This is a genomic window from Vulcanisaeta moutnovskia 768-28, assembly GCF_000190315.1.
GTDB lineage: Archaea > Thermoproteota > Thermoprotei > Thermoproteales > Thermocladiaceae > Vulcanisaeta > Vulcanisaeta moutnovskia.
In genome coordinates this window covers 2251803-2275655 of sequence record NC_015151.1, presented here as the reverse complement: position 1 = coordinate 2275655, position 23853 = coordinate 2251803, and the positions used below count along the sequence as shown (strand labels likewise).

Below are 23853 nucleotides of genomic sequence, written 5' to 3'. Positions count from 1 at the left end.
GGTTTAATCGTGACTAGGACCAGTAACTGATTGTCCTACCTGTGATGACACGAATTGAATGTATTGAAGCCTATTCTTCTCATACTCATCAACAGGCACGGACTTTAACTTCGAGAGTATTTGTGGTAATGTCGTGTACTCCATCTCCTCAGGCGGTAACCTATGGGGCATTACTGGGCCCATTCTCCTTATGTAATCCGTTATCTGAGCAGCTAACTGCCTGCTATAATCAAAGGCTGGGTCATCAAATAAATCAACAGGTCCTTCTAGATAACCGTCATGAACCTGGAAACCAATAGCTATTACCTTTGGTGGCCCATCAAACCTGGTCATCTTAGGCCCCATGGCAATCCTCTTCTCCAGGTCAATACTTATCATCTTTGAGGGCATTAATGGACCAACATGGCTACCCCTCATCCAACCCTCAACAAGATGCGGATAAGCAAAGGCCTCAAGGATCTCACCAACAGCTGGTAAGCCATGTTGCGCCCTAACCATGGCTACTGGATCATCCTTACCTACATAATGACCTGCAATTAAATTCAGCCTTTCAACACTAGTTACAGAGGCCTGAACAAAATCGGCCTTTCTATATATCCTTCTTATTATGTATCTACCTGGAGTACCTATTAGGCCTAGTATATCATAACTATTCTCGGGAGCATCAAGTAGGTAAACCTTACCTTCATATACATCAAGTATCTCGAATCTAAACCCTTCATGCATTGCTGGGTCAATAACAAGCCCAGCCGTGTTAAATGGGTCGGCAAATATTTTATAGAATGGTAAATTGAAGGCGCCTGGTTCGGTCTTATCCGCAGCAAATACCACGAGAGGTTCACTGGGTCTTTCCTCAAACTCCATCTCGGCAACCTGGGGACCTAAACCCCTGACATTTCCACTGAATGTGTCCTTAAGTAGGTCCTGGCCTGCACCGTAGAGTTTAACCTTCTTTGCGATGTTTTCTGTGGCCTCCTTAAATATTGACCAAGCTAATCCATGAATATCAGGGTTATTCTCACCCTTCGTGTGAGTCATGAGTAATGACATGTCGTCACCAACATTATACACAAAATAATCAATCAATAAGCCCCTCTTTTGTTCCTCCTTTAGTCTTTCAGCAGCGAATTCAAGTATCTTTGGATGCACCCAAGCGTGTCCAGGTAAGCCACCTATGTCGGCCTTTATTATTGAGACCGTGGTCTTCATTGATAATAATTATTAAATCGATGTATTAATACTTTACCCTTACAATATTTATAATGCTTATAGTGGTTTAACAAGGCAAAAGTAATTATAAGGATCACTATATTGTTGGTAAAGGCAAATTAGCACTAATGTTACTTCTCTCCAGGTATTTAAGGACAGTCCCGGCAATTGCAAGGGCAAGCGGTGGTGGAACAGCCTCACCTATTTGGTTAAATTGGGAGTCCTTAGGTCCAAAGAATATGTGATCATCAGGAAAGCCCATTAGCCTTGCCTGTTCCCTAACAGTCAGTACTCTATCCTCAAAGGGATGTACAAAACGCACGCTACCCATGACAGTAGGGGCTGGCTTCCATGGATTAAGTCTCACGAAATTCCTAAACGAGCCAGTGGCACCCCTGAATCTATAAAGAGCATCATCCCAATTAAGCCTTGTTATTCCTCTAATCTTTCTATCACTAATAGTTACATATTCATGGTTAGGAATACTTGGGTCACCAGGACTTGGTAAATCACCAATGGCATCCCACACCGTTAACACCCTACCCAGCCTCTCAGGTCTTATGGGTATATTACTAATGAAGACCCTACGCCTAACACTTGGCGTTCCATAATCCTCCGCATGAAGTACATTGAAGTATATCCTCTCATAACCAACCCTGGCGAACTCATTGATTAAGGCATCCCTTAATGGTCCATCCATTATATGGACAACATTCTCAAGAACAAAAACCTGTGGCTTTAATTCACCAACAAGCCTAATGAACTCAAGGGTTAGCCTGCCCAGTTCATCAACATAAAGCCTATCGAGCGGGTTCTTAGCCCTTCTGGGATTCGTTTCAGTAAATGCCTCGCAGGGACTACCACCAATCACAACATCGGGTTTATCACCAATATACTTAATTACATCCTCACCCCGAATATTCTTAATATCATCAACGAGCATAACGGCATCCGGGAAGTTATAACTATATGTCCGTGCGGCATTAATGTCAATTTCAATACCAAGTACTACATCGAAGCCGGCATCAAGAAATCCTCTACTGAATCCTCCCGCACCTGCGAATAGGTCAATTACGGAGTATCGCATTATTACCTAACAAACAATAAGTAACTTCATTTTAATCCTAATCCTCCTCCTGTTCACTCTCCGTCTCGTAGAGATTATCAAGGAGCTGCTTAACGTAGTCCTCCTTAAGCTCCTTCTCCTCCTCGCCAGGCTCCTTCTCCTCATAACTCTCTACTATTACGGCACCCTTCTTCTCAACACTCTTCTTATCAACATAGGACTTAGCATCACTGCTCTTCAATTCCTCCTCATAACCACACCTCTGACACCTCAGGTAAACCTTTCCCTCCTTCTTCACGGGGACCATCAACCCTCCACATCTAGGACAAAATCTCATGCGAATTAACGTAAGCAAAGAACTTACTTAAAAACCTTATGACCACCTTAATCAGGAATTACACAATGGTACAAATTAAGGTAATGATTAGCGAGATCTGGGAAAGTAAAATAAAAGGTTGATCTAGGTTTTTGCCGTGAGCGAGAATTGGATGAGAGTGAATGGTAGGTCGGTGAGGTACTTAGTGCATGGTGATGGTAAACCAATGGTCATGGTACACGGCTTTAGCTTCAATGCTAATGACTGGATTAACTGCTGCGGAAATGATTTCCCTGGATTTAGGATATATGCCATAGACATGCCATATGGACCCAAATCAAGAAGCACGCATTTCGCTATAAACGACCCAAATGATTATGCAAATCACCTATACTCAATAATTAAGGCATTGAATATCGAGGCACCTATACTTATTGGTGCAAGTTTGGGAGGTGAGACTGTCCTTAGGTACTTAGTATTGAATTATCCGGCGGTTGCTGGTATTGTTGTTGGGCCTGTTAGGGTGCCAAGCATCAACCTATCCAGGATAAAGGTCCCAGTGATGGGCATCTGGGGAAGCAAGGACAGGGTCTCTGGTAGGGAGAATATGGAGGCTATGAGGGGGGCTGGCTTTAGGGTTGAGGTAATTGATGGTGCTGGTCATCCTGCCTATCTCGATAGGCCCAGGGAATTTGTGAAATTAGTACTTGATTTCCTCAAATCCATTAATGCCATTTAGGATTATTAATATCAATACCCATGTATTATCTACATAATAATTACTTATTATAAGACATAGCATAATTTAATACTGAATTATAACCTATACCGTGGATAGGTTGGATCTGGCGTATGTAATTGGAGTTGTGCTTGGTAGGGAGGATATTGATGGCATTAGAGTTGCGTATACAACATACATGAGTACCCTGGGTAAGTGGGTTAAGGATCCTGATAATGTTGTTCAATACCTAGTGGATATTGGCAAGGCTAAGGTTGTTAAGAGTGGTCAGGGTAGGAGTGTGATATTTACGGATAGAGAAATGATGAATAGGGTAAATAGCATATTAACGCCCAGGGAGGATGTCGACCCACTAACGCTGGTCATTGAAGGCATTAGGAAGTTGGCAAATCCACTGTCTGGCTATGCGGATATTGGTGATGTTATTAAGTACATAGAGGGTAGGCTCAATGTACCAACTAAGGAGGCTGAGGAATTCCTGGTTAAGGTGATTAAGTTTCACAGAGGTAGATTTGTGTTTGCGCATGGTGGTTCCCGCAGGTTAAAAATTGGTTCATCATACTATGGTCTGGTAAAGGTGGTGGGTGATGCAGAGGTTCTTAGTTCCTAATAGGGGTTCGAGTATAAGATTGCTTGGCCCGTCATGGAGGGCTGCCAGGGAGAAGTTGTTGGGTATGGTTCATGAGGATTACCAATTAATGGCGATAATTGGTAGGGCAGGTACTGGAAAAACGACATTGCTCCTTAGTCTTGAGGGCATTGGTGATGGAATATTCATGTATGCCGACATGACTGAGGTTAGGGATAGGGATTTATCAGCGATAGTCTCTACGGTATTTGCAGATAATATTCGTGAGGTTAGGGAGATTCAGGAGAAATTGAAGAGAATGAGCATAAAGGGATTACTTAGGGCATTTGCAAAGGCGGGTCCTGATGAGGTTGTTGAAAGTGCAAAATTGAAACCAATGGAAACACTAAAACTACTCAATGATGCAGTGGAATTACTGGGCATGGCGCCATTAGTAATTGGTATTGATGAGGGATTACTCAGTCAGGATGATCCTAGGTCCATGGACTTCATAAACGCCATACACGCATTTAGGAATAACATGCAGGCAATACCGTCGACCAAGATAATAATTACGTTGCTCCCAGACGTGGTTAACCTAATATCGAAGATAGACACACCACTATTCGACATACTGAGGCTAGGGGCAATAACACTACCTGACTACGTAACTCCAGAAGACCTAAAGGAGGTAGCCCAGGAGTACGGACTAGGCAAAACCGAACTAAGCAAAATAGAGGCACTCGGGCCACTAACCATGAGACAACTCATATGTCTAATGAACACAAAGATGGACATAATAAAGTGCGGAATAGACACAGCGGGGGAAATATCAATAGAATAAACTAAAGAGTCAATGTAAATAAAAACCATAGTAAGCACTCGAACTATTTGCATCTTCTACATGCTCTTATACATTTATTAAGTATAATCTCAATCACATAGCCAACTATATAGATTAGTGCTGCATATGTAGCAATTATAAATGAGACAAGGCCCATTAGGACTGTGAATGTGGAATACTCATGCAGGGCTTTAATGACTGGAACCATGGAGAACGCAAAGGATAATGCAATTAATACTAAGCTAGCTATAGCTGACCAGAGCATGGCATTACCTACCTCATCAATTAATCCCATTAAAAGATAATAAAGAGAATGTGACTTAAATATTTTTCGAATTAAACGCACTACTTGTTAGTTATCCTCATATTTTATGGCCTTTTCACGTTCTATTACTGCGTTTATTCCTAGGGATATCACATAGGCTATAAAATAAAAGGGCAAGTACCCTTCCAGCTATCATCATTTAGAAGAAGTTAAATTAAATATAATAGAGTACTATAATGGAGAGACAACGAACGTGGAGCCCCGGCCGGGATTTGAACCCGGGACCTCCCGCTTACAAGGCTTGCACGGGGCTATTGCCCCAGGGCGCTCCGACCAGGCTGAGCTACCGGGGCGAAACACTTGTTTCCCTGAGGAATTTTAAGCTTTTCGTGATGGTTATTGAACGGCCTTCTTCGTAAGTTCTCTAGTCTTACTTATTAATGTCCTTGTATCCTTGGCTGCAGACTCATCATCTGGGTATGGACTTAGTATGCCCTGTTTATCTGGCCCATTGTATTGGGACTCATGCAATCATAGCGCCATGTTTGTGTATATGTCAATGTCATCGCCTATTACCTGGCCACTGTTTTCAGCACAGTTGTTGACATAACAGCTACAATCCAGTAAGCCTTTCCAATCCTCGTTCTGAAACCCCTTAATTTCTTTGTACCTGGGAATAACTTCCTTAATTCATTATATCTTATCTACAGTATATGCCGCCGCTCTAGCGTCTTCCATGCCTGGAATGCCCTACCTGCTACGTTCATCATAAGTCCCTGATTTAGGAATGACTCGGCGAGCTCAGCTTCATACATTGCCTCCCTCAACCTGGCCTCCCTGTACTTATTAAGATCGAACCAGGGCTTAGGTAATTGCTCTATCATGGGGGATAATGGATGATCTCACTTAAAAATACTTATGGCTTATTTACTATCTTTCTTTGTTGTGTCATTGGTACCCTGGTCCTACTCCAGGAGGTTGTTATAGCAATTACTATTAGGGCTAGGGATGCTCTAAATGCCATGTGTAGGCTGTTTATGAAGGGTGCCATTAGGCTTGGTGTTAGTGTTGATGATCCCACGAATATTTGGAAGGCAATGCTTCTTGGTATTGCCATTGAGGATACTACAATGGCAATTATGAAACTGAGTAATATGCCTATGTTGCCGATGGTTCTATTCGTTCCCGAGGCTATTCCATACATGTCCCTCGGTACATCGAACATCACCATCTTACCATTGGCTGCGAAGAACATCCCAGCCCCAATGCCGCTTATTGATGCTATTATTGTTATGTAATAAAACGGTGTTGTTAGCGTCAGTAATATGTCGTATAATACGTATGCCACGGCCTGAAGTGTGAGGCCGATTGAGGCTATTACCCTGGCGTCGGATCTATCCGCCAATTTACCGCCGAATGTCGCCGCTATTGAGCCAAGTAGGTAACCAGGAACTAGCCATATAGATGCGTAGAATGGGTTTAACCCCCTAACCCCCTGTAAATACATTATCAGTAGGAATAGTATTGCATTATTAGCCATGTACTGGAAGAAGTAGGAGAAGCTTGATAGCGTGAACATCCTGATCCTGAAGAGTCTCAGACTTATTAATGGAGACTTCGTCTTGGTCTCTATATAAATAAATAGCAGGAATAAGACTACGCCTACCAACATCATCACACCTACGGTAGTGTTATAGCCAACGCCCGCGTAGGTTATACCAGCCATCGATAGGAGACCAAGGGATAGCCCAAGGGTTATTGCGCCATATATATCAAACTCCTGCCTAACCCTAATACCCCTGTCCCTTAGGTATGCTAAGCCCGTTATGAAGCTGATTATGGCTATTGGCACGTTAATGTAGAATATCCACCTCCAACCAATAAATGTTGTTATGATACCGCCAGCCAGTATACCAGCCACGGCACCCAGGTTCCAACCCATTGACGTGGTTCCAAACACGAACCCTCTCTCCTCGGGCTTAAAGTAATCACTGGCTATGGCCATGGTATTACTAGACATGAGCGAGCCTCCAAATGCCTGTACTGTTCGGAATCCAATAAGCTCTATGGCATTGGTTGATAAACCACATAATGCACTACCTACACCAAACAGTATTACGCCTATATTGAACATCTTGGCTCTACCCCTTAGATCGCCGAGCTTTCCTAACTGTGTTGAGAATATTGTGACAGCGAGTATGTAAATTAGTATTACCCAGACAAGTATTGATAAGTCGGTGTGTAATGCCGTTAGCATTACGGGTATTGCAAGGACAACTATTGTGCTATCCAATGCAGTCATAAATGATGCCAGGGTGAGTAGCGTTAATACAATGAATTGCACCCTATCCATTAAGGTGTCATTACAATTAGTCGCTTTAAATCTTTATTACAAAACCAAACTTAAATATAGGGGCATTATCAGGACTATATGGTCACAATTAAGGATATAGAAATATACCCAGTTAGTGACCTGGCAACTGCAAAAGCCTCTCCATGGGCCTCCGTCTCAATAATAATAAGAGTCGTCACGAATGATGGACAAGTTGGTCATGGGGAGGCAGTACCAACACTTAGGGTCAACCAGGTTGTTAAGGCCATTGAGGAGGTTAGGAGGTTCATGATTGGTAAGGATCCATTCAGGATTGAGTACCTATTCAGGGAGTGGTATAAGCACGAGTTCTACATTAGCCGTTCATTTGAGGCGGCTACGGCATATAGCGCCGTTGATATTGCCCTACACGACCTGCTGGGTAAATACCTTGGTGCGCCAATTTATCAATTAATTGGTGGTTTGGTTAATGATAAGATTAAGGCCTACGCAAACGGTTGGTATAGTGATTGCGTAACACCGGATGACTTTGCTAAGAGAGCTAAGGAGGTTGTTTCCATGGGCTTTAAGGCCATGAAGTTTGATCCTTTTGGTCCATACTTTGACCAAATGGATGAGGAGGGTCTTGAGGAGGCCGTTGAGCGTGTCAGGGCTGTCAGGGAGGCTGTGGGTAAGTACGTGGACATACTTATTGAGACTCATGGTAGGTTTGATGTGAATACTGCCGTTAGAATGGTTAAGGCCATGGAGGAGTTCAATCCATTGTTTGTGGAGGAGCCTGTTCATCCCGATCTAAATTTTGAGGGTTTGGCTAAGATAAAAGCCGCCGCACCCACTGTAAGGATTGCTGTGGGTGAGAGAATAATTAGTGTGGAGGAAGCATTACAACTTCTTGAGATGGGGTTAGTCGATGTCTTACAGCCTGACATAACAAATGCCCTGGGCTTCACTGGTATGACTAGGATTAGGGCGTTAACCGAGGCATACGGTATCGAATTAGCACCACATAATGCCTTTGGCCCCGTTCAGCATGCCGCAACACTCCAATTTGATGCAAGCACGTATAACCTATTAATTCAAGAGAGCTTCTATGAATTTTGGCCCCAGTGGAAGAAGGACCTTGTTAATAACGCCTTTAGGATTGAGGATGGGTATTACAGGGTGCCTAATAGACCTGGTCTTGGCATCGATGTTAATGAGAAGGTGCTCAATGAAATGAGATTTGAGGGTATGGAGCCGTTCCATGAGGAGGAGCCTGTATGGGTCATAAAGGGTACATGGAGAAAATATAGGTAGTCCTGGAGTTATTGATTTAAATAAGTTATTAATTCCATTTTTTAAATGCCAGATGACATAAACGCAGTAATAGATCAGCTCACGGATCTAGAGAAGAAGATATTAGCCCACATATATCACTACGGGCCAGACACACCCTGGCTGCTGGCCAGGAGATTACTTGGTGCGGCTGGTTGGCGACCAATAGTGCCTGAGGATGAGGTTGAGAAGGCTGTTCAGCGCCTAGTCCAGCTGGGCTTGTTACAGGAGTTTAGGGGTTCGCTTAAGGGTAGGGTGACATCGTCAGTTAAACCATGGTTAAAGGTTAAACAAAGAAATCCCGAGAGACGTGGTAGAGGTATTTACTATGACTTGACGAAGATAGGTAGGAAGGTTGCTGGTGAGGTCTGGAAGAATTATGTTAGGTCAGGTCCTAAAAGATGATTGGTCTCTGTCTATGACAATTAATAGACTTAATATTGAAAGTACTAGGGATAGTAAACTCATTACTATTATTGGTATGAACCATGGATTACCTTTGAACTGTGACTCCGTGGTGCTGTAGATCTCGCCAATTATTATGACCATGAGGAACGCACCCGCCTCGGACATTAAGCCTAGTAACCCCGTTGTTGTACCTGTTATTTTTGTTCCAACAATCTCGAGGGATAATTGAAGACCTAGTGGTGCTAATGATAGTAGTAAGAATCCTATTAAGGCAGCAATTATGAAGTAAAGTATTGGGTATTGTAGTCTTATTGAGAATAGGATTAGTAGCAGTGTTAATATTGATGTATTTATCGTGAATAAACTCCTTGTGTGAAGTTTACCATATATGTATGGTATTAATATCATTCCAAGGGAACCACTAATTAACATAACCATACCCGCTAAATCACTATATATCTGAGGAATGTTTCTAGAGTATAGTATTGGTTCTATCCATTGCGTTAATGCTGCGAAGATCCCTGTGCCTACGAAGAACAATATCATGAGTATTACTATGGTTCGCATCCTCATAATGCTCATTATATCACGCATAGATATATTAGTGCTAATTTCATAACCACTATGCGTATTCACATAGGTGGTTTTGCCAATGATGATGAAGGTTATGAGTGATATCGTAGAAATTAGTGAGTATACTATTATGTTTATCATAAGGTAATTATATGATGGTGTTGGAACTAATAACGGTGATATTACCAATGCGAGTGCCATTCCTAAGATTTCACTCATAGCGCCTACGCCATTAGCCAAGGCCTGTTCATTTATTGGGAACAGTTCACCCACGAGCTTAGTGACACTATCGTAAATGAATGTTTGACCTATACCAGCTAAGCTCTGAAATAGTAATAATAGTGTGAAATCCTTACCGGCAATAAGCCTTAACCATGAGAATAATGCGATTATTGAGCCTCCTAATGATATAGTGAATCTATAACCAAGCCTATCAGCGAGTACTCCACTAATGAGTGCTAATGGTATTGATATTAATGGCCAGATCGATACCATGAGCCCAATCATCAGTAGGTTAACGTGGAAAATAAGGATCATTTGAGGAACAGCTATTCCAGAGAACTCAAGCCAGATCATCTGAGATGATGCCGTAATGAAACAATAACTTAATAGAATTGCCCATCGCCAAAAAACTGAGTCTCTCATAGAAACCATTAACTATTGGCTAAGTTAAAAATATTCTATACCAGGGATCATATAAACTTGGCCTAACAATGCTTGATGTGCCTCTTACGGTCTTTTCTCCGTTCTTTATTGCATTAATTAGCAACTGAATATCAAGTGGAAAACTCGGTCCAAAGTGTGCAAGTGTGTCATTTGGTGTGTATAGCATTGGTTTACTTATCCAATTTGTTTCCTGCGGTCTATATACCTTGGTCTTCCCCTCATAAATCACTAATTGGGGATTGGTCCTATTAACTATGTTTAGAACGTCATCCCTATTAGTGATTAGCTCAATACATTTAAGGCCCTTGACGTACTTAATACCGACCTTATCAAGTGCTGATACTATGTATGATGATTCACAAGGTATCACGTAATCCCCTAGGGATAGAACAACTAAGGTATCTCTTAAATCTATGGAGTACCTTAGTAAGTCCATGTATATGCCCATTATCCTATGCGTCTCCTCATCTAGGTCAAGTAACTTACCTATCATCTCGAAGGAGCTCATTACTGCATTTAAATTTACGGGCATTGGTACCGCAAGTACGGAGGCAATACTACTCATTGGTTCAACCAGCTGCCGTTGCACTGGGTATGAGAGTATTACTAAGTCGGGGTTCAGTTTCTTAATTGCTTCAATATCCGCTGAGGTAAATGAGCCTATTTTAATGGTCCTCATGGCCTCTCTAGGCCTGTAGCTCCAGACATCAGTGCCAACTACTCTATTACCTGCGCCTATTATGAATAGGAACTCCGTTATTGATGGGTTAAGGCTTACGATCCTACGCGGTGTGTCGTCTAATGCCTTTGTTAGTAACACGGGTCTTAATAATGCATTAAAATTTTAGTTTAATGCTTGTTTATTTTCCCGATGATGAACCAGGACTTATATGATCAATGATTAGGTCTTCTCGCCACTGATTTTCAGTTGGCTCATAATTAATCATCCGATCATTAATTTAGCCGTCATCATCAATTAATGTTTAAGGGAAAGGTTTATTAGTACTTTGGCCTCTCGTGGCTTGATTATGCCATTTGACAAAGTGAGTAAATCAACAAAGGAAATTAATCAATTAATTACTTCGGATTATGGAAATCATGATTATTTAATAAAACTTATCAATAAAATATCGAAATTAAGCCCAGACACCAAGGCAGTATTTTGTAAATGGGTTAAGTATGGTTTCATGGAGGGTGTTCAAGCTGAGATATCGCCAATGGGTACCGTAATAATTACTGACTGGTCCTCAGAAATTGATCCTATGATTCATGACCTAATAAACAATAAAGTGGCTACCCTAAATAATGATGGTTTTGTGGAAATACCGCAAATGATGGCACTTGCTGACCAAATTAACCTAGACCTGGCGTGTGACTTTGATGATGGGCATCTAATTATTGATGAAGAGGTTATCTACCCAAGTCCAATGATAATGAGACTACCGCACTCGAAGGAGGTGATTGAAGAACCATATGATGATCTAACACGCTTATTGGCATCTAACATGAAGAAGCTTGATTATTATTTAAATGGTAAGATCATGCATGTTGGGATCAATGTTAAATCCCTTGGTATAATGAATACCATAGTGTTTAAGAATCCAATTGATGTTCTCATAATAACTAATAATAAGTACTTAATAGCGCACAAGGTGCTAGATCCAAGTAAGACAGTGCATAGGGGTTTATCAGCATTGGAGAGTTATTTAATGGATGGTATGGACTACGCAATACTTATTCATAGGTACACGTATTACGAGGCCCATGTGGAGACCTTCAATAAAATAATGAGTAGGCCGTACATAAGGGATTCGGGCTTCGCCGTGGTTCCTAACGAATTAGACTACATAATATTCTTTAAGTGGCCCAGGTATAACACAATAATGAGCAAGTCTCAAAGCGTGGTTAGTAGGCGGTCGTTAATTAGTGGCATAGTTAATTTCATGCTTAATGCCCGTTAAACATTTATTACTATTAATCACGTTTTGATTTAATGTCATTAGTTTGGGTTTATCACGGAAATGAGTATAAAAGAGTCTCGGATTTAAATCCAAACCAAGTAATGCTTATGATAAATAATAGTTGTGACGGTATTAGGCAATTAGTTAATTATGTAATTAATAATGTACTCTCTGTAAGCGAGTATAGAGGTGTAACGGCAAGAATCTACAGGGGTAATGACGAGCATTTAATACACTTTTTCATTAATCTAGTAAATGGTAATGAGGAAGTCATGATATTAGTATCGAGAAATCCAGCCGATACATTGTTCAATTATTATACGTCAGCGTCTCCAGAGAATATTATTGAATGTAGTTATGGTAAATAATGACTTAATTATTATTTTATTAATCTATTTTGATAAATATTATATAAATAATCAATACATTGTTAAATAATAGAGTAGATCAGTAATACTTATTAATAAGCGGATACACTAGTGTCTAATGCCTACGGTATCTTATGGGAAGTTTACCCTGGAAATACCCGTTAGGGTCAAGTTGTTCATAGATGGTGAAGAGGTGTCCTCAAGCAAGGGTAAGACATTCACAAGGGAGAATCCCGCACAGTTTGATCAAACAATAGCAATTATTGAGGAGGCATCCACGGATGACCTTAACAGGGCAGTTGACCTAGCTAGGGAGGTATTTGACAAGGATAAGTATGGTTGGGTCACGAACTATAGACAGAGGGTTAGGATACTATTTAAGACCTCCGAAATAATTAGAGAGGAGGCTGAGAGAATCGCTGTTACGGTGGCTCTTGAGAATGGAATGCCAATTAGGCAGGCTAAGGCGCACGTGCTTGCCGCTGCTGAGATTTTCGAGTTCTATGCTGGCCTTGCCGATAAGGTCTATGGTGATTCAATAGTTCTCAGTAATGGTAATGTATCACTAATATTTAAGGAACCAGTTGGAGTAGTCGCCGCAGTATCCCCATGGAATTTCCCAATGACCCAGGCAGCTAGGAAAATAGCGCCGGCATTGGCTACGGGTTGTACGGTAGTTTGGAAACCAGCCAGCTATACACCAATGAGCGCCATGGAGATCTATAGGGCATTAGCTAAGGCCGGGCTTCCTAAGGGTGTGGTCAGCGTCATTTATGGCCCTGGGGCAACTGTTGGTAATGACTTAGTTAGGCATCAAAGGATTGATTATGTAAGTTTCACTGGTGAGACAACAACGGGTAAGTTAATCATGCAGCAGGCAGCAGCTGGCGTTAAGAGGATTGGACTCGAGCTCGGCGGTAAGAACCCAGCTCTTGTATTTGATGATGCGAACATTGAGGAGACCGTTAGGGCAATAGTATTTGGCGGTCTCAGGAATACTGGACAAGCCTGTGGTGCAATAAGTAGGGTGTTGGTTCACGAGGGTGTTCATGAAAAACTGGTTAATAGGTTAGCTGAGGTTGCTAGGGGATTGATTATTGGTTATCCACTTGATGATAATACTGACATGGGTCCGCTGGTCTCTAAGTCTCAGGAGGAGAAGGTGCTTGGTTACATAGACTTTGGCAAGAAGGCAGGCTTTAAGGTGGCTCTTGATGGTGGCAAGTTAAGCAGTGGAATTTATGACAAGGGCTACTTCGTAAGTCCCGTAATATTTGATAACGTTGATCCCAAGAGCAGGCTTGCTCAGGAGGAGATATTTGGCCCAGTCATTGCGGTCATACCATTTAGAACGGAACAGGAGGCCATCGAGATAGCAAATAACGTGATTTACGGACTCACAGCGTCCATATTCACCAAGGACCCAGCAAAAGCCCTCAGGGTAGCCAGGAAGCTTCAGGCAGGTACTGTATGGATTAACGATGCCTACACACAACCAACAGAAGGCATCTGGGGCGGGTATAAGCAGTCCGGTATTGGACGTGAGCTTGGTCTCTACGGTCTTGAGGAGTTCCTTGAGATTAAGCAGGTCTATGTCGATACCACGGGTAGCCTTGATAGGCCGCACTGGAGGACTGTGATGAAGATCGATAAGTTATGAGTAAGTATCTATTAACGAGTTTGAATTAAAACTGATTTTATTTAATTTTCTACTTAATAACTAATAAGATATTTTTAATATTACTATGGTATCTTATTGAATATTATTTAATAGTGAACAGCATATAATGATTAAGTGAGCACTAAGTAATCTTGCGAATCCTGATGCTCCCTAAGGGCATCGTAATTATGAGTGATATATTATCGAGTGCATTTAATTGCTTTATGATTAAAGTCCAATAATGATTAATGATTTATATAAAATGATTTTCAATTCTGCTCGATTCTTTTTTATGAACAGCCGGAGTAAAAAAATCGTGTAGCTATGCTTTAGTGATGGTTATGAGTTCCAGATTCAGGTTGTTATTTATAATCGTCTTAGTAATCGTGAGCATATCCATTGCAGCCATATTTGTTACATACTCACCAAGGTTCTTTACTCCGCGTGAAACTATGAGTAAGGTGGACAATGCTATGGTTAACAGGTCATCGCTAATAAGTTTAAATATGCCAATCTACGTGGTTGGTACATCAACACTGGTTCAGAAGTTAGTCAATATTGGCATTAATCAGTCGCTTATTAGGTCTGTAGGTCTTAATCAACTCGCTGAACTACCCAATGATAGTGTTATTATTATTGATTGGCCTTTGATTAAGTCAAGTCTCGTCATTGGTGGTCCAATGAATAAAGTAACCATTAATTTAACCAGTCCTATTATTCATGAGTTAGCTGGTGTTATCGCTAAGGGGGATGTTGTGGGCATTTATGCTAATGGAAGTGATGAGGGTGTTGTTGAGTTTGTGTTAGCTTATTCATGGGCAGTAGCCACAAATAATAGGCTATTACTTAACTTGGGAAAACCAAGCAATGATTACCTAATAGCGTATCCAATAATACCGGTTAATACTCACCAGCCGGTGGTAATCATAGTTAGACGTGTTGGGATTGGAGGACTAGTAATAGGCCCAGTATACTTAAACCAACTACCAATGGTCATAACGAATATAATGAAACCAGCAGCAATGGTTACAACTAGTAATGTTATCGATACGGAGGACCCATGTTATGTTGAGTATACTAAATTCGAAGGTGCCGGTTACACAAATCCGGCGCCTGGAATATACGTGAGTGGTAATGGGACGTTAGTATGGGCAGTACCTATGTTCTCTTCAGGTCCATATAGTGCTTATGGTATAGAGGCTTACATGGATGGTAATGGAACATATTATTGGGATACTTGCCTTGTAGCGAACAATCTTATTACTGAAACAAATACTGGACTTCATTATTTCCCTATTAATGTCCTTGGATATGAAGCCTACACAGAGAGTACAACTATGTATGATAATGGTGGTCGTGTAGATTATCAGGTTGGTGCCATTGACTATTACTCCGGTTATCAATTATTTAATGAGGGTATAACTGATGCCCTGGTTGGTGATCAAACCGGTGCTTTTAGCACTAATTCGTGGAATCCACCGCCAACAAGTAGTACGAGTAGTTACGAAGTATTCCTTGGCTTAGATTTGGGGGAGGTACCATCTGTCACAGTTGGAATAGACCTTCCTCTTGGTGGTAGTGAGACCATTAGTGCTTCGCAAAATCCTGCAGGGTCCACAGTATTATATGATACATACATACAAGTGTCTAATATTACGTGGACGTTTAGCATAGGCTATGGCGCTAATAACGAGGCATTTCCAAACTCCTTTGAAGATCAAACGCCAGCTGCCGTATATATACCAAATCTGTCGTCTCCATATATTTATGCTCAGTTTAACATTGACTTTGAAAATAATGCTATGACTGCATATTATCCATGTCTTTATGATACTGTTCAAATAATTTGGGTCGATACTACGTGGGATATTGTTGTAGTTCCACAGTCAAGCGGTACAGTGAGTCTCTCACAGTCAGGTCTTATATTAAATAATGTGAATGCACCACCTAACACTTACATAACCGGTATTGCATCATATACAACGTATATAATATGTAGAGCTTAATGGCGTGGTAATCAATAATTTCGTTTCGTCAAAACAATATGTTACCTAAATACTCCTTCCTATAACTTGGGTAAATTTGGTACGGAATAATAACAAGTCACGATTACGAATGGTTTTAAATTAATAAAGCGTAAATTTTATTATTATTCACAGTTATATATTGAATATATTTTATTAATTTAACCATTAAATGATCAGTAAAATTTTTAAGTTAGACATCCACATACGGGAATGTGTTGAATGTTAGTGTTGAGTTTGGGGATGATGTTAAGGAATTGATTAGGAATATGAAGGAGAAGTATGGTGATATTATCATAATTCTCGGGCATGGCTGTTGTTCACCCACTGAGCCACAGATATATAGAGCTAGTGATTTCATTGTTGGTAGTGATTATGTTGAGGTTGGTAGGGTTGATAGTGTGCCATTCTACATAGAGCGTAACCTTGCGGAGTCCTACAATGGTTGGATTCTCACGCTTAAGGTCGAGCCGCTTAATGGTGTTATTGATGACTCATTCTCGCTTGATGTGCTTGAGGGCGTGAGGTTAAGGCTTGGTTTTAAGGCTATGAAGGTTTCATTATCGAAGAACCTAAGCATGGAGTTTCCCCAATAATGGCGATTAGGTTATTGAGTGAGAAGAGTTATTTAGGATAGTGCAAGTAAGTAATTGTAATGATTGATTTTGCGTCAGCAAGGAGGAGACTAATCAACATACTTAAGGACGAGGGGATAATTAAGAGTGACAGGGTCGAGAGGGCAATGCTTAATGTACCCCGTGAGGAATTCCTGCCAAGTTACCTAAGGCTGTATGCCTATGAGGATACACCATTGGAAATAATGTATGGTCAAACAATATCTGCGCCTCACATGGTTGCAATGATGTGTGAATTACTTGAGCTTAAGCCAGGGCTTAGGATCTTAGAGGTTGGTACAGGTACTGGTTATCATGCTGCTGTGTGTGCTGAGGCAATGGAGAGGATGGGCACAGTATATACGATTGAATATTACCCAGGACTTGCGCTTTATGCAGTCCAAAGTCTGGCTAGGTTAGGTTATTTAGATAATGTTCATGTGTTTATTGGTGATGGGTCCAGAGGACTGCCAAAGTATGCACCGTTTGATAGGGTATTGATCACAGCCGCCGCTCCTAAGGTACCACCTAGGTTATTCGAGCAGTTATCAAGTGATGGTATAATGGTAATACCAATTGAAGAGAGACTTACGCAGGTACTCTACGTTGTTACTAAGGAGGGCAATACGCCTCGTATGAAGCCAGTAACATACGTATCCTTTGTTAAAATGAAGTATAGTGAGGAATAATGCTTATAATTCGATATTGAAAAATGAATTAATTAATATGATAAAATTGAGTAGGAATAGAAAAAGATTAATATTATTCACAACATCATTAGCTGCCTTTCAAACACCATACAATTCCACAGTACTATCCTTCATAACACCCGTACTAGGTAAATATTTCCATGCACCATTGGATGTCTTAATATATGTCCCAATAATCTACCTAATACCATTACCAACATTGATGATAACCCTAGGCAGATTAAGTGATATTTACGGCAAGGTTAAAATGTTTAAGTTAGGTTTTGTACTATTTCTAATTGGTTCATTACTTGGTTCATTGGCGCCAAACATATACACATTAATAATTGCGTCGTTAGTTATGGGATTCGGTTCATCAATACTATCCCCAGGTTCTGCAGCAATCGTAAGCCAGGTGTTTCCTGAAGGCGAACGAGGATTTGCCCTTGGCATAAATGCAATGGCTGTTTACCTAGGCTTAACATCAGCCCCATTCTTCGGAGGCTTAATAACGCAGTTTCTTGGTTGGAGGTTCGTTCTCATAATAACGGCAATACTAACCGTACTTGGATTTGCAATATCCTGGTTCTCAATGGAGAGTATTGAATTACCCAGGCGTGTTGTTAGGATTGATTACGTAGGCGTCATCACATTCACTACAGCAATTCTTCTAGTGGTCATGTACTTAATATTATCGGCCGTGAGTGATTGGTTATATTACCTATACCTATTAATTATTGGTTTCGCGTTCTTTACGGTATTCATAATCGCTGAGAGAAGAATTAATTATCCAATGCTTGACTTAAGCTTATTCACTAGGAATATTTCATTCATGGCAGGTAACATAACAGCACTACTTAATTACATAAGCACATACTCAGTGCCATTCCTATTCTCGCTATACCTACAGGTTGTCCTTGGTTACAACCCATTCATTGCAGGTTTAATTCTAGTCTCTGAACCTGTGTTCATGGCTGCATTATCACCAGTTAGCGGTAAGCTCTCAGATAAGTATGGCTCCAGGGAAATAGCAGCATTAGGTATGGGCTTAATAGGCGTGGCATTCATAATGCTCCTACTACTCAACATTAAGTATGCGATTTACGTAGCCCTCTCCCTAATGGTCCTTGGGATAGGCTTTGGCCTCTTTTCAGCACCGAATACGAATTCCGTGATGAGCTCAGTCACGGCCGATAAGTATGGAATTGCCTCGGGTGTTCTAGGCACAATGCGTTTCATGGGCCAACTACTGAGTATTACCGTGGCGAGCGCCATACTCGTTAGTTACCTGGGCAGATACGCAAGTCTATATCTATTCACGGGTATAATGATGAGTAATATCACGGTATATCAATCATTCATTACAGGATTAAGGATAGTGCTAATAATATCCGCAATATTCAGTTTCATTGGTGTTTACACGTCATTATTACGTGAAAAATAAATGAAACCCATGGGTAAGGCTAGTTATGGTATGTTATTCACTAAATATGTGCAATTGGAATGATTACTAATATGCATTTTAAGAAATACGATACATGAAGTTATACTAGGGTAATAACCATGACAATTTCTTAACCTTAATCGCTAGTAACATTAATATTAAGTACACTAAGCCACCTATTAGAGCTCCTGTGTACTCAGGCGGTAGGTACTTCGGGAACGTCGTTGGTATTGCAATTGGCAAGTAATTCATTAATACACTACCAATTATGAAGGATACTATTGCAGCTATGCCAATATGTCTCAGGGGCTCCCTCGGTATATCGTAGAAGTACCTCTTAACATCATCCAGCGTGTGCACATTCCTCTTCAACCTTAAGTACCAATCAAAGATTAGTATGAATGTTAACGGGAATATTGTTAAACCCACGAAATTAAGGAAGCTCTCTATTATTGATAGTATCCATATTGAGACTATTATTGCCGCAATACCCAGTATCAAAATAGCCACTGGCTGCGTTAACCTAGCCCTAAATTCATTTCTGAACCTCCTTATCACTGGGTCTATTGCAACAAGTAAATCTATGGCTGATGGGTAGAGGTTCATTGCGTTAGTGTGTATTATCGCTAACGAAGCACCCAGGGCAGCTATTAAGACCCATGCTGGCGTTGATGGTGGAAATGATATGGCTGCAATATTCCAATTATTGGCGTAGTACTGCCCAGCGAAGCCCAATATACCCATTAGGTATATCGGTACTATGATGCCTATTGGCGTAGCTAAACCGTAGAGTATATTGACTTTACCAGAGGGCTTGGCGAATCTAGACGTTGTTGAGGTCTTATAAGCCCATGATAGTGCTCCAAAGGCGAGCATTAAGTCTATGGCAGCGCCCCATTGGGCGTTTGCGCTTGATGTTGTTGACCAGAGAGTTGACCATGAGACGTGGTAATGAATTATTAAGTAGTATGTTAGTACAGCGTAACTTATTAGTAGTATTATCGAGGTGTATCTGTAGAAGTACTCCAGCCATTTAAACCCAAGTATTACCAGGAATATCTGTATTGTGCCCATTATTATGTACCAATACATAATCGGCGTGTGAGTCACCGCAGATAATATTTCTGAGCCTACGGCATTGTTCAGGGCAAACCAACCAATGTTTATCACTGTGTATAACAATGAGAGGGCCTGCGCGGTTCCATAACCAAAGGTCTTCCTGGCGATCACAAGTGCCGTTAATGGTATTTGCCTACCCATTTCCGAGAATAGTAGTGTTGGTATTACACCAAGTATGAAGGCGAGGGTTATTGCTATTAGCATACCTCTGAGACCAAGGTTAAAGAGTAGGTAACCAGCAAGAGGTGTCGCGGCTGATGCGGATGCCATCGCCCAAAATATTGAATAGGTTATAGGACCTGTATCTCCTTAGTCTAGATGGTATTGGCAGCACGCCTATAGTCTCTAACTCCTTACCGAACCTACCAAACTCAGGTAAACCCTTAGCCAACTCCTCAAGCTTCTTCTCATCAAACTCCTCTAGTACCATGCAAATCACCTCTTCATCCATTCCCTAATCACATTAATCGTCAGGTACCTAAGCCCCAGGTTTGCCTTAATGCCATCCCACTCATATAGTATCCTAATGGCTTCATTGGCCACCCTAATAGCATCATCAACTCCAGCGTCTGGTACAAATTCATTGGTTTTCCTATTTGCTATGGCAGCCATAATACCCCCAGCTCTTGCTCCATGGATATTGGCTATGGTGTATATAGTCGCGGCTTCCATCTCGAAGTTGAGTATGTTCATTGATGATAAGGTATTAACGAGATCTCTTGACCAAGGTGGCTGGTAGTCCTTAAAACCTGGCCTGCCCTGCCCAACATAGAAGTCTGCGGTTGATGCTGTTAAGCCAACGTGATACCTAACGCCCAGCGTTTCTGCGGCTGTTACCAGGGCTAGTATGACATCGTAACTAGCTATAGCCGGGTATTCAGGCATTGCATAGGCGTTGCTAGCTCCGTCAAATCTAACGGCCCCTGTATTTATTATAACGTCACCAATCCTAATCCAATCATGTAATGCTCCTGTGGTTCCGACCCTGATGAAGGTGTTAGCACCAAGCGTGAGTAACTCCTCAATGGCTATTGCCGCTGCTGGTCCACCAATCCCAGTGGATACGGCCGATATTGGCGCGCCCTTGTAGATACCCGTGTATGTCACATACTCTCTATGCGCAGCCACAGCACGGGCAGAATCCCAATACTTGGCGATTCTAGGCACTCTATCAGGGTCACCAGGTGTTAAAACATATGGTGCTATATCGCCAGGTCCAGCCATTAAGTGGTATACCTTTGTACCCACTGTTGGTCTTAATGCTGCCATTAGCTGGCAAACAATGATAATTTTTAAAGAATTATCTTTAACATAAATAAAATGAATATGAAAATGGCATTTCACTTTGGTACTGATGGTGTGCGTGGTGTGATTGATAGGGATTTTAATGAGGGGCTTGTAGCAATACTTGCTGAGTCCACCTTTCGTTATTGGTCACGCAGGTATGGGTTAAGGAGACTGCTCATTGGTTATGATGTTAGGAAAAAATCCAGGGATTACGCAAATGTAGTTGCAAGTGTTGCTGCTGAGTATGGTGTTGACACCATGATTACAGAGAGGCCTACGCCAACTCCTGTAGTTGCTTGGTATGGTTCTCGCTTTGGTTTTGATCTCATTATTCAGATCACCGCCAGTCACAACCCACCAATATATAATGGCTTTAAGGTAATAACGAGTAAGGGGTCGCCGGCTTCGGATGAGGATACGAGTGAAATAGAGAGGCTGTATAGCCAGGAGTGGCAGGATATTGTTAGGTCAGTATCGAGTATTAGGGTTGTGAAGCCTCAATTAGTAGATCCGGGTCCTCAATACGTGGATCACGTGATTAACGATGTTCTCAAAATGTTTAAGCCGAGAAATAGGTTGAGGGTTGTCGTTGATCCCTTATTTGGTACGGCGATTAATTACACCGCTAGAATACTTAGGGAGTTGGGTATGGAGGTTGTTGAGGTTCATAATAACTATGACCCAAACTTTGGAGGTAGGAACCCCAATCCAGAGTCTGAGAATATACATGATACAATTCAGGAGGTTGTGGGTAAGGGTTATGATGTTGGTATTGCGCATGATTGTGACGCGGATAGGATAGCAGCTGTTGATCCTACCCATGGCTACTTAAGCCCGAATAACGTGATAACAATTGTACTTGAGCACTTAGTCAGGAGAGGCGTTATTAGGAGGGGTGTTGTTAGGGCAATATCAACGACACACATTGTTGATTCAATAGCTAGTAAGTATGGGATTAGAGTTTATGAGGTTCCCGTTGGCTTCAAGCACTCAGTTAAGCACTTAATTAGTGGCGATGCTGAGGTTGCCGGTGAGGAGAGTAGTGGTTTGGCATACTCGTGGCATGTGCCTGATAAGGACGGCATATACACCGCGGCGTTACTAACGATGATAGCCTCTGAGCAAGGTAGCTTAGTTAACGTATTTGATGAGATAATTAAGGAATATGGCAAGTCATTCTATAGGAGGGTTGATGTACCGCTTAATAATGGTAAGGATTTTGTCATTAGGAGTAGGGAGGTCATCGTCGAGAGGCTTCATAACATAGGTAGTATTAGGCAGGTAATAACCATTGATGGTGTTAAGGTTGTCTTTAGCGATAATTCCTGGATCCTAATCAGGGGTAGCGGTACCGAGCCCAAGTTGAGGATTTATGCCGAGGCATTCTCAGAGGATAGGTTGAACCAGATGGTTGATTACGCAGTCTCATTGATTAGGTCCCTTGGTTTGAAGCCGTAGTATTAATAGCTAAGGTTAATAATGATGCATTATTAGTACTCGTAATGTGAGGATATTCATTAAGTGGTGCGGACTGCCTTGGTGTATGTTCGCGGGTTCCTGGTTATTTGAGGGTTTGGAAGTTGTTAAGTATGTTAGGGATGCCACGCCAATAGTGCCGCCTGAGTCCATAGTGGAATTGAACAATATTAGTGGCGATATACTCAGGCAATTATTAAGTAGGCTTAGGCAATTAATATCATTAGCCAGTGCGGTTGCTTGGTCTAAGAAAGTTGGTCTTAGGGTCCTCATCTATGGCTCAGCAATATCCGAGCCAATTAATGACTTCATCAGGGCGGCGTTGGCGGGTGGTGCGGATGGCGTATTAACGGATGACTTCATTGGCATTAATAGTGACCTTATTGATGTTGTTCACGTTAATCAAAGGATTAGTAATAATTCCGTGAATTACATAATACTGAGTCCCGACAAGCCATATCCGCAGTTGATTAAGCCGTATGGGATAATCATTAAGGATGCCATTATTGATAAAGACTGGTTATTACGGTTTAGGGACAGGGTTAGGTCAGTTTACGGTAATAAGGAATTCCTGGTAATGCTTGATAGTGCTTCGTTAAAGAGGGAGATCATTGAGGAGCTGTCGAATGTAATCGATGGCATAGTTATTACGGAAATTCCAAGCATTGTCTCCCTGGATTTCGATGAGTATAGGGCTTTCAGTGTTTTTAGGTGCGTTAATTGCTATGTTGATTTTGAGACTGAGGGCGAGATTAGGAAATGCCCTAGATGTGGCAGTAGGTTGAGACCGATAATTAGGCATTGGGATAAGTTAATGATGATCGAGCCAAAGGTGCTCAGGCTTAAGGCAAATGATGAAATCGAACATATGCGCATAAATCCACCCAAAGTTATTAATTCCTAGTGTAAAC

At 41.4% G+C, this 23853-nt stretch carries 26 protein-coding genes and 1 tRNA gene; 14 read left to right on the top strand and 13 right to left on the bottom strand.

Annotated elements, in window-relative coordinates:
* Positions 1 to 3 precede the first annotated feature (3 nt).
* The 3 genes from fbp to VMUT_RS12010 form a co-directional block, all read right to left on the bottom strand.
* A complete protein-coding gene (gene fbp / locus VMUT_RS12020; protein ID WP_013605675.1) occupies positions 4 to 1209 on the bottom strand; it encodes a fructose-1,6-bisphosphate aldolase/phosphatase in 1206 nt (401 codons plus the stop codon).
* 97 nt (positions 1210 to 1306) lie between these two features.
* Positions 1307 to 2296, bottom strand: a complete 990-nt coding sequence (locus tag VMUT_RS12015) for a DNA cytosine methyltransferase (protein ID WP_013605674.1) — start codon at positions 2294 to 2296, stop codon at positions 1307 to 1309.
* Between the two features lie 37 nt (positions 2297 to 2333).
* The gene (locus tag VMUT_RS12010; protein WP_083805509.1) at positions 2334 to 2612 is read right to left on the bottom strand and encodes a DNA-directed RNA polymerase subunit M; all 279 of its coding nucleotides are present in this window, start codon (positions 2610 to 2612) and stop codon (positions 2334 to 2336) included.
* 136 nt (positions 2613 to 2748) lie between these two features.
* Here VMUT_RS12010 and VMUT_RS12005 point away from each other — a divergent pair, with 136 nt between their 5' ends.
* From VMUT_RS12005 to VMUT_RS11995, 3 genes are all read left to right on the top strand, one after another.
* Positions 2749 to 3330, top strand: a complete 582-nt coding sequence (locus VMUT_RS12005; protein ID WP_048057082.1) for an alpha/beta fold hydrolase — start codon at positions 2749 to 2751, stop codon at positions 3328 to 3330.
* A 91-nt stretch (positions 3331 to 3421) separates the two neighbouring features.
* Positions 3422 to 3940, top strand: a complete 519-nt coding sequence (locus VMUT_RS12000; protein WP_013605671.1) for a hypothetical protein — start codon at positions 3422 to 3424, stop codon at positions 3938 to 3940.
* Positions 3918 to 4742 carry a P-loop NTPase family protein gene (locus VMUT_RS11995; RefSeq protein WP_048057081.1) on the top strand — a complete coding sequence of 275 codons (825 nt, stop codon included), beginning with the start codon at positions 3918 to 3920 and terminating at the stop codon, positions 4740 to 4742. The genes VMUT_RS12000 and VMUT_RS11995 overlap by 23 nt, the downstream gene beginning before the upstream one ends.
* A 43-nt stretch (positions 4743 to 4785) precedes the next feature.
* Here the strand turns inward: VMUT_RS11995 and VMUT_RS11990 are convergent, their stop codons facing one another.
* The 5 genes from VMUT_RS11990 to VMUT_RS11975 form a co-directional block, all read right to left on the bottom strand.
* The gene (locus tag VMUT_RS11990) at positions 4786 to 5037 is read right to left on the bottom strand and encodes a hypothetical protein (RefSeq protein WP_013605669.1); all 252 of its coding nucleotides are present in this window, start codon (positions 5035 to 5037) and stop codon (positions 4786 to 4788) included.
* Positions 5038 to 5261: 224 nt separating this feature from the next.
* Positions 5262 to 5360, bottom strand: a tRNA-Thr gene (locus VMUT_RS11985).
* A 43-nt stretch (positions 5361 to 5403) separates the two neighbouring features.
* The gene (locus tag VMUT_RS13375) at positions 5404 to 5538 is read right to left on the bottom strand and encodes a hypothetical protein (RefSeq protein ID WP_308507377.1); all 135 of its coding nucleotides are present in this window, start codon (positions 5536 to 5538) and stop codon (positions 5404 to 5406) included.
* Positions 5539 to 5711: 173 nt separating this feature from the next.
* Positions 5712 to 5891 carry a PaREP1 family protein gene (locus tag VMUT_RS13370; protein WP_308507376.1) on the bottom strand — a complete coding sequence of 60 codons (180 nt, stop codon included), beginning with the start codon at positions 5889 to 5891 and terminating at the stop codon, positions 5712 to 5714.
* Between the two features lie 32 nt (positions 5892 to 5923).
* Positions 5924 to 7360 (bottom strand): MFS transporter, encoded by a 1437-nt coding sequence (locus tag VMUT_RS11975; RefSeq protein WP_013605668.1) that lies wholly within the window; start codon positions 7358 to 7360, stop codon positions 5924 to 5926.
* A 78-nt stretch (positions 7361 to 7438) separates the two neighbouring features.
* Between VMUT_RS11975 and VMUT_RS11970 the strand changes: the two genes are divergently transcribed.
* Complete coding sequence (locus tag VMUT_RS11970) at positions 7439 to 8635, top strand: mandelate racemase/muconate lactonizing enzyme family protein (RefSeq protein ID WP_013605667.1); 1197 nt, start codon at positions 7439 to 7441, stop codon at positions 8633 to 8635.
* A 45-nt stretch (positions 8636 to 8680) separates the two neighbouring features.
* Entirely contained in the window at positions 8681 to 9058 is a 378-nt protein-coding gene (locus VMUT_RS11965) for a hypothetical protein (protein WP_013605666.1), read from the top strand.
* Here VMUT_RS11965 and VMUT_RS11960 read toward each other — a convergent pair.
* Together VMUT_RS11960 and VMUT_RS11955 are read right to left on the bottom strand one after the other, a co-directional pair.
* Positions 9041 to 10279, bottom strand: a complete 1239-nt coding sequence (locus VMUT_RS11960) for an MFS transporter (protein WP_158304815.1) — start codon at positions 10277 to 10279, stop codon at positions 9041 to 9043. The two genes, VMUT_RS11965 and VMUT_RS11960, sit on opposite strands and share 18 nt — an antisense overlap.
* 19 nt (positions 10280 to 10298) lie before the next feature.
* Positions 10299 to 11120 carry an ABC transporter substrate-binding protein gene (locus VMUT_RS11955; RefSeq protein ID WP_013605664.1) on the bottom strand — a complete coding sequence of 274 codons (822 nt, stop codon included), beginning with the start codon at positions 11118 to 11120 and terminating at the stop codon, positions 10299 to 10301.
* 208 nt (positions 11121 to 11328) lie between these two features.
* Between VMUT_RS11955 and VMUT_RS11950 the strand changes: the two genes are divergently transcribed.
* The 7 genes from VMUT_RS11950 (at position 11329) to VMUT_RS11920 (ending at position 19060) form a co-directional block, all read left to right on the top strand.
* A complete protein-coding gene (locus VMUT_RS11950) occupies positions 11329 to 12261 on the top strand; it encodes a hypothetical protein (protein WP_013605663.1) in 933 nt (310 codons plus the stop codon).
* 32 nt (positions 12262 to 12293) lie between these two features.
* Positions 12294 to 12629 (top strand): hypothetical protein, encoded by a 336-nt coding sequence (locus VMUT_RS11945; RefSeq protein WP_013605662.1) that lies wholly within the window; start codon positions 12294 to 12296, stop codon positions 12627 to 12629.
* 118 nt (positions 12630 to 12747) lie between these two features.
* Positions 12748 to 14289, top strand: a complete 1542-nt coding sequence (locus VMUT_RS11940; RefSeq protein WP_013605661.1) for an aldehyde dehydrogenase family protein — start codon at positions 12748 to 12750, stop codon at positions 14287 to 14289.
* Between the two features lie 341 nt (positions 14290 to 14630).
* Positions 14631 to 16295, top strand: coding sequence for a hypothetical protein (locus VMUT_RS11935; RefSeq protein ID WP_237699666.1), 1665 nt, complete (start codon positions 14631 to 14633; stop codon positions 16293 to 16295).
* Positions 16296 to 16528: 233 nt separating this feature from the next.
* Positions 16529 to 16909 (top strand): DUF779 domain-containing protein, encoded by a 381-nt coding sequence (locus VMUT_RS11930; RefSeq protein ID WP_013605659.1) that lies wholly within the window; start codon positions 16529 to 16531, stop codon positions 16907 to 16909.
* A 59-nt stretch (positions 16910 to 16968) separates the two neighbouring features.
* Positions 16969 to 17616, top strand: coding sequence for a protein-L-isoaspartate O-methyltransferase (gene pcm / locus VMUT_RS11925; protein WP_013605658.1), 648 nt, complete (start codon positions 16969 to 16971; stop codon positions 17614 to 17616).
* Between the two features lie 37 nt (positions 17617 to 17653).
* Entirely contained in the window at positions 17654 to 19060 is a 1407-nt protein-coding gene (locus tag VMUT_RS11920; protein WP_048057327.1) for an MFS transporter, read from the top strand.
* 105 nt (positions 19061 to 19165) lie between these two features.
* Here the strand turns inward: VMUT_RS11920 and VMUT_RS11915 are convergent, their stop codons facing one another.
* Genes VMUT_RS11915 through udp form a run of 3 tightly spaced genes read right to left on the bottom strand, consistent with a single transcriptional unit; the run spans position 19166 to position 21448 of the window.
* Positions 19166 to 20449, bottom strand: coding sequence for a purine-cytosine permease family protein (locus VMUT_RS11915; protein WP_148224777.1), 1284 nt, complete (start codon positions 20447 to 20449; stop codon positions 19166 to 19168).
* Positions 20400 to 20609, bottom strand: coding sequence for a hypothetical protein (locus VMUT_RS12735; RefSeq protein WP_148224776.1), 210 nt, complete (start codon positions 20607 to 20609; stop codon positions 20400 to 20402). The genes VMUT_RS11915 and VMUT_RS12735 overlap by 50 nt, the downstream gene beginning before the upstream one ends.
* Positions 20610 to 20614: 5 nt before the next feature.
* Positions 20615 to 21448, bottom strand: a complete 834-nt coding sequence (gene udp, locus VMUT_RS11910; RefSeq protein ID WP_013605655.1) for a uridine phosphorylase — start codon at positions 21446 to 21448, stop codon at positions 20615 to 20617.
* 57 nt (positions 21449 to 21505) lie between these two features.
* Between udp and VMUT_RS11905 the strand changes: the two genes are divergently transcribed.
* Together VMUT_RS11905 and VMUT_RS11900 are read left to right on the top strand one after the other, a co-directional pair.
* Positions 21506 to 22924, top strand: coding sequence for a phosphohexomutase domain-containing protein (locus tag VMUT_RS11905; RefSeq protein WP_237699665.1), 1419 nt, complete (start codon positions 21506 to 21508; stop codon positions 22922 to 22924).
* 46 nt (positions 22925 to 22970) lie between these two features.
* On the top strand, positions 22971 to 23846 hold the full coding sequence (locus VMUT_RS11900; RefSeq protein WP_013605653.1) for a hypothetical protein: 876 nt from the start codon (positions 22971 to 22973) through the stop codon (positions 23844 to 23846).
* The last annotated feature ends 7 nt before the right edge of the window (positions 23847 to 23853 follow it).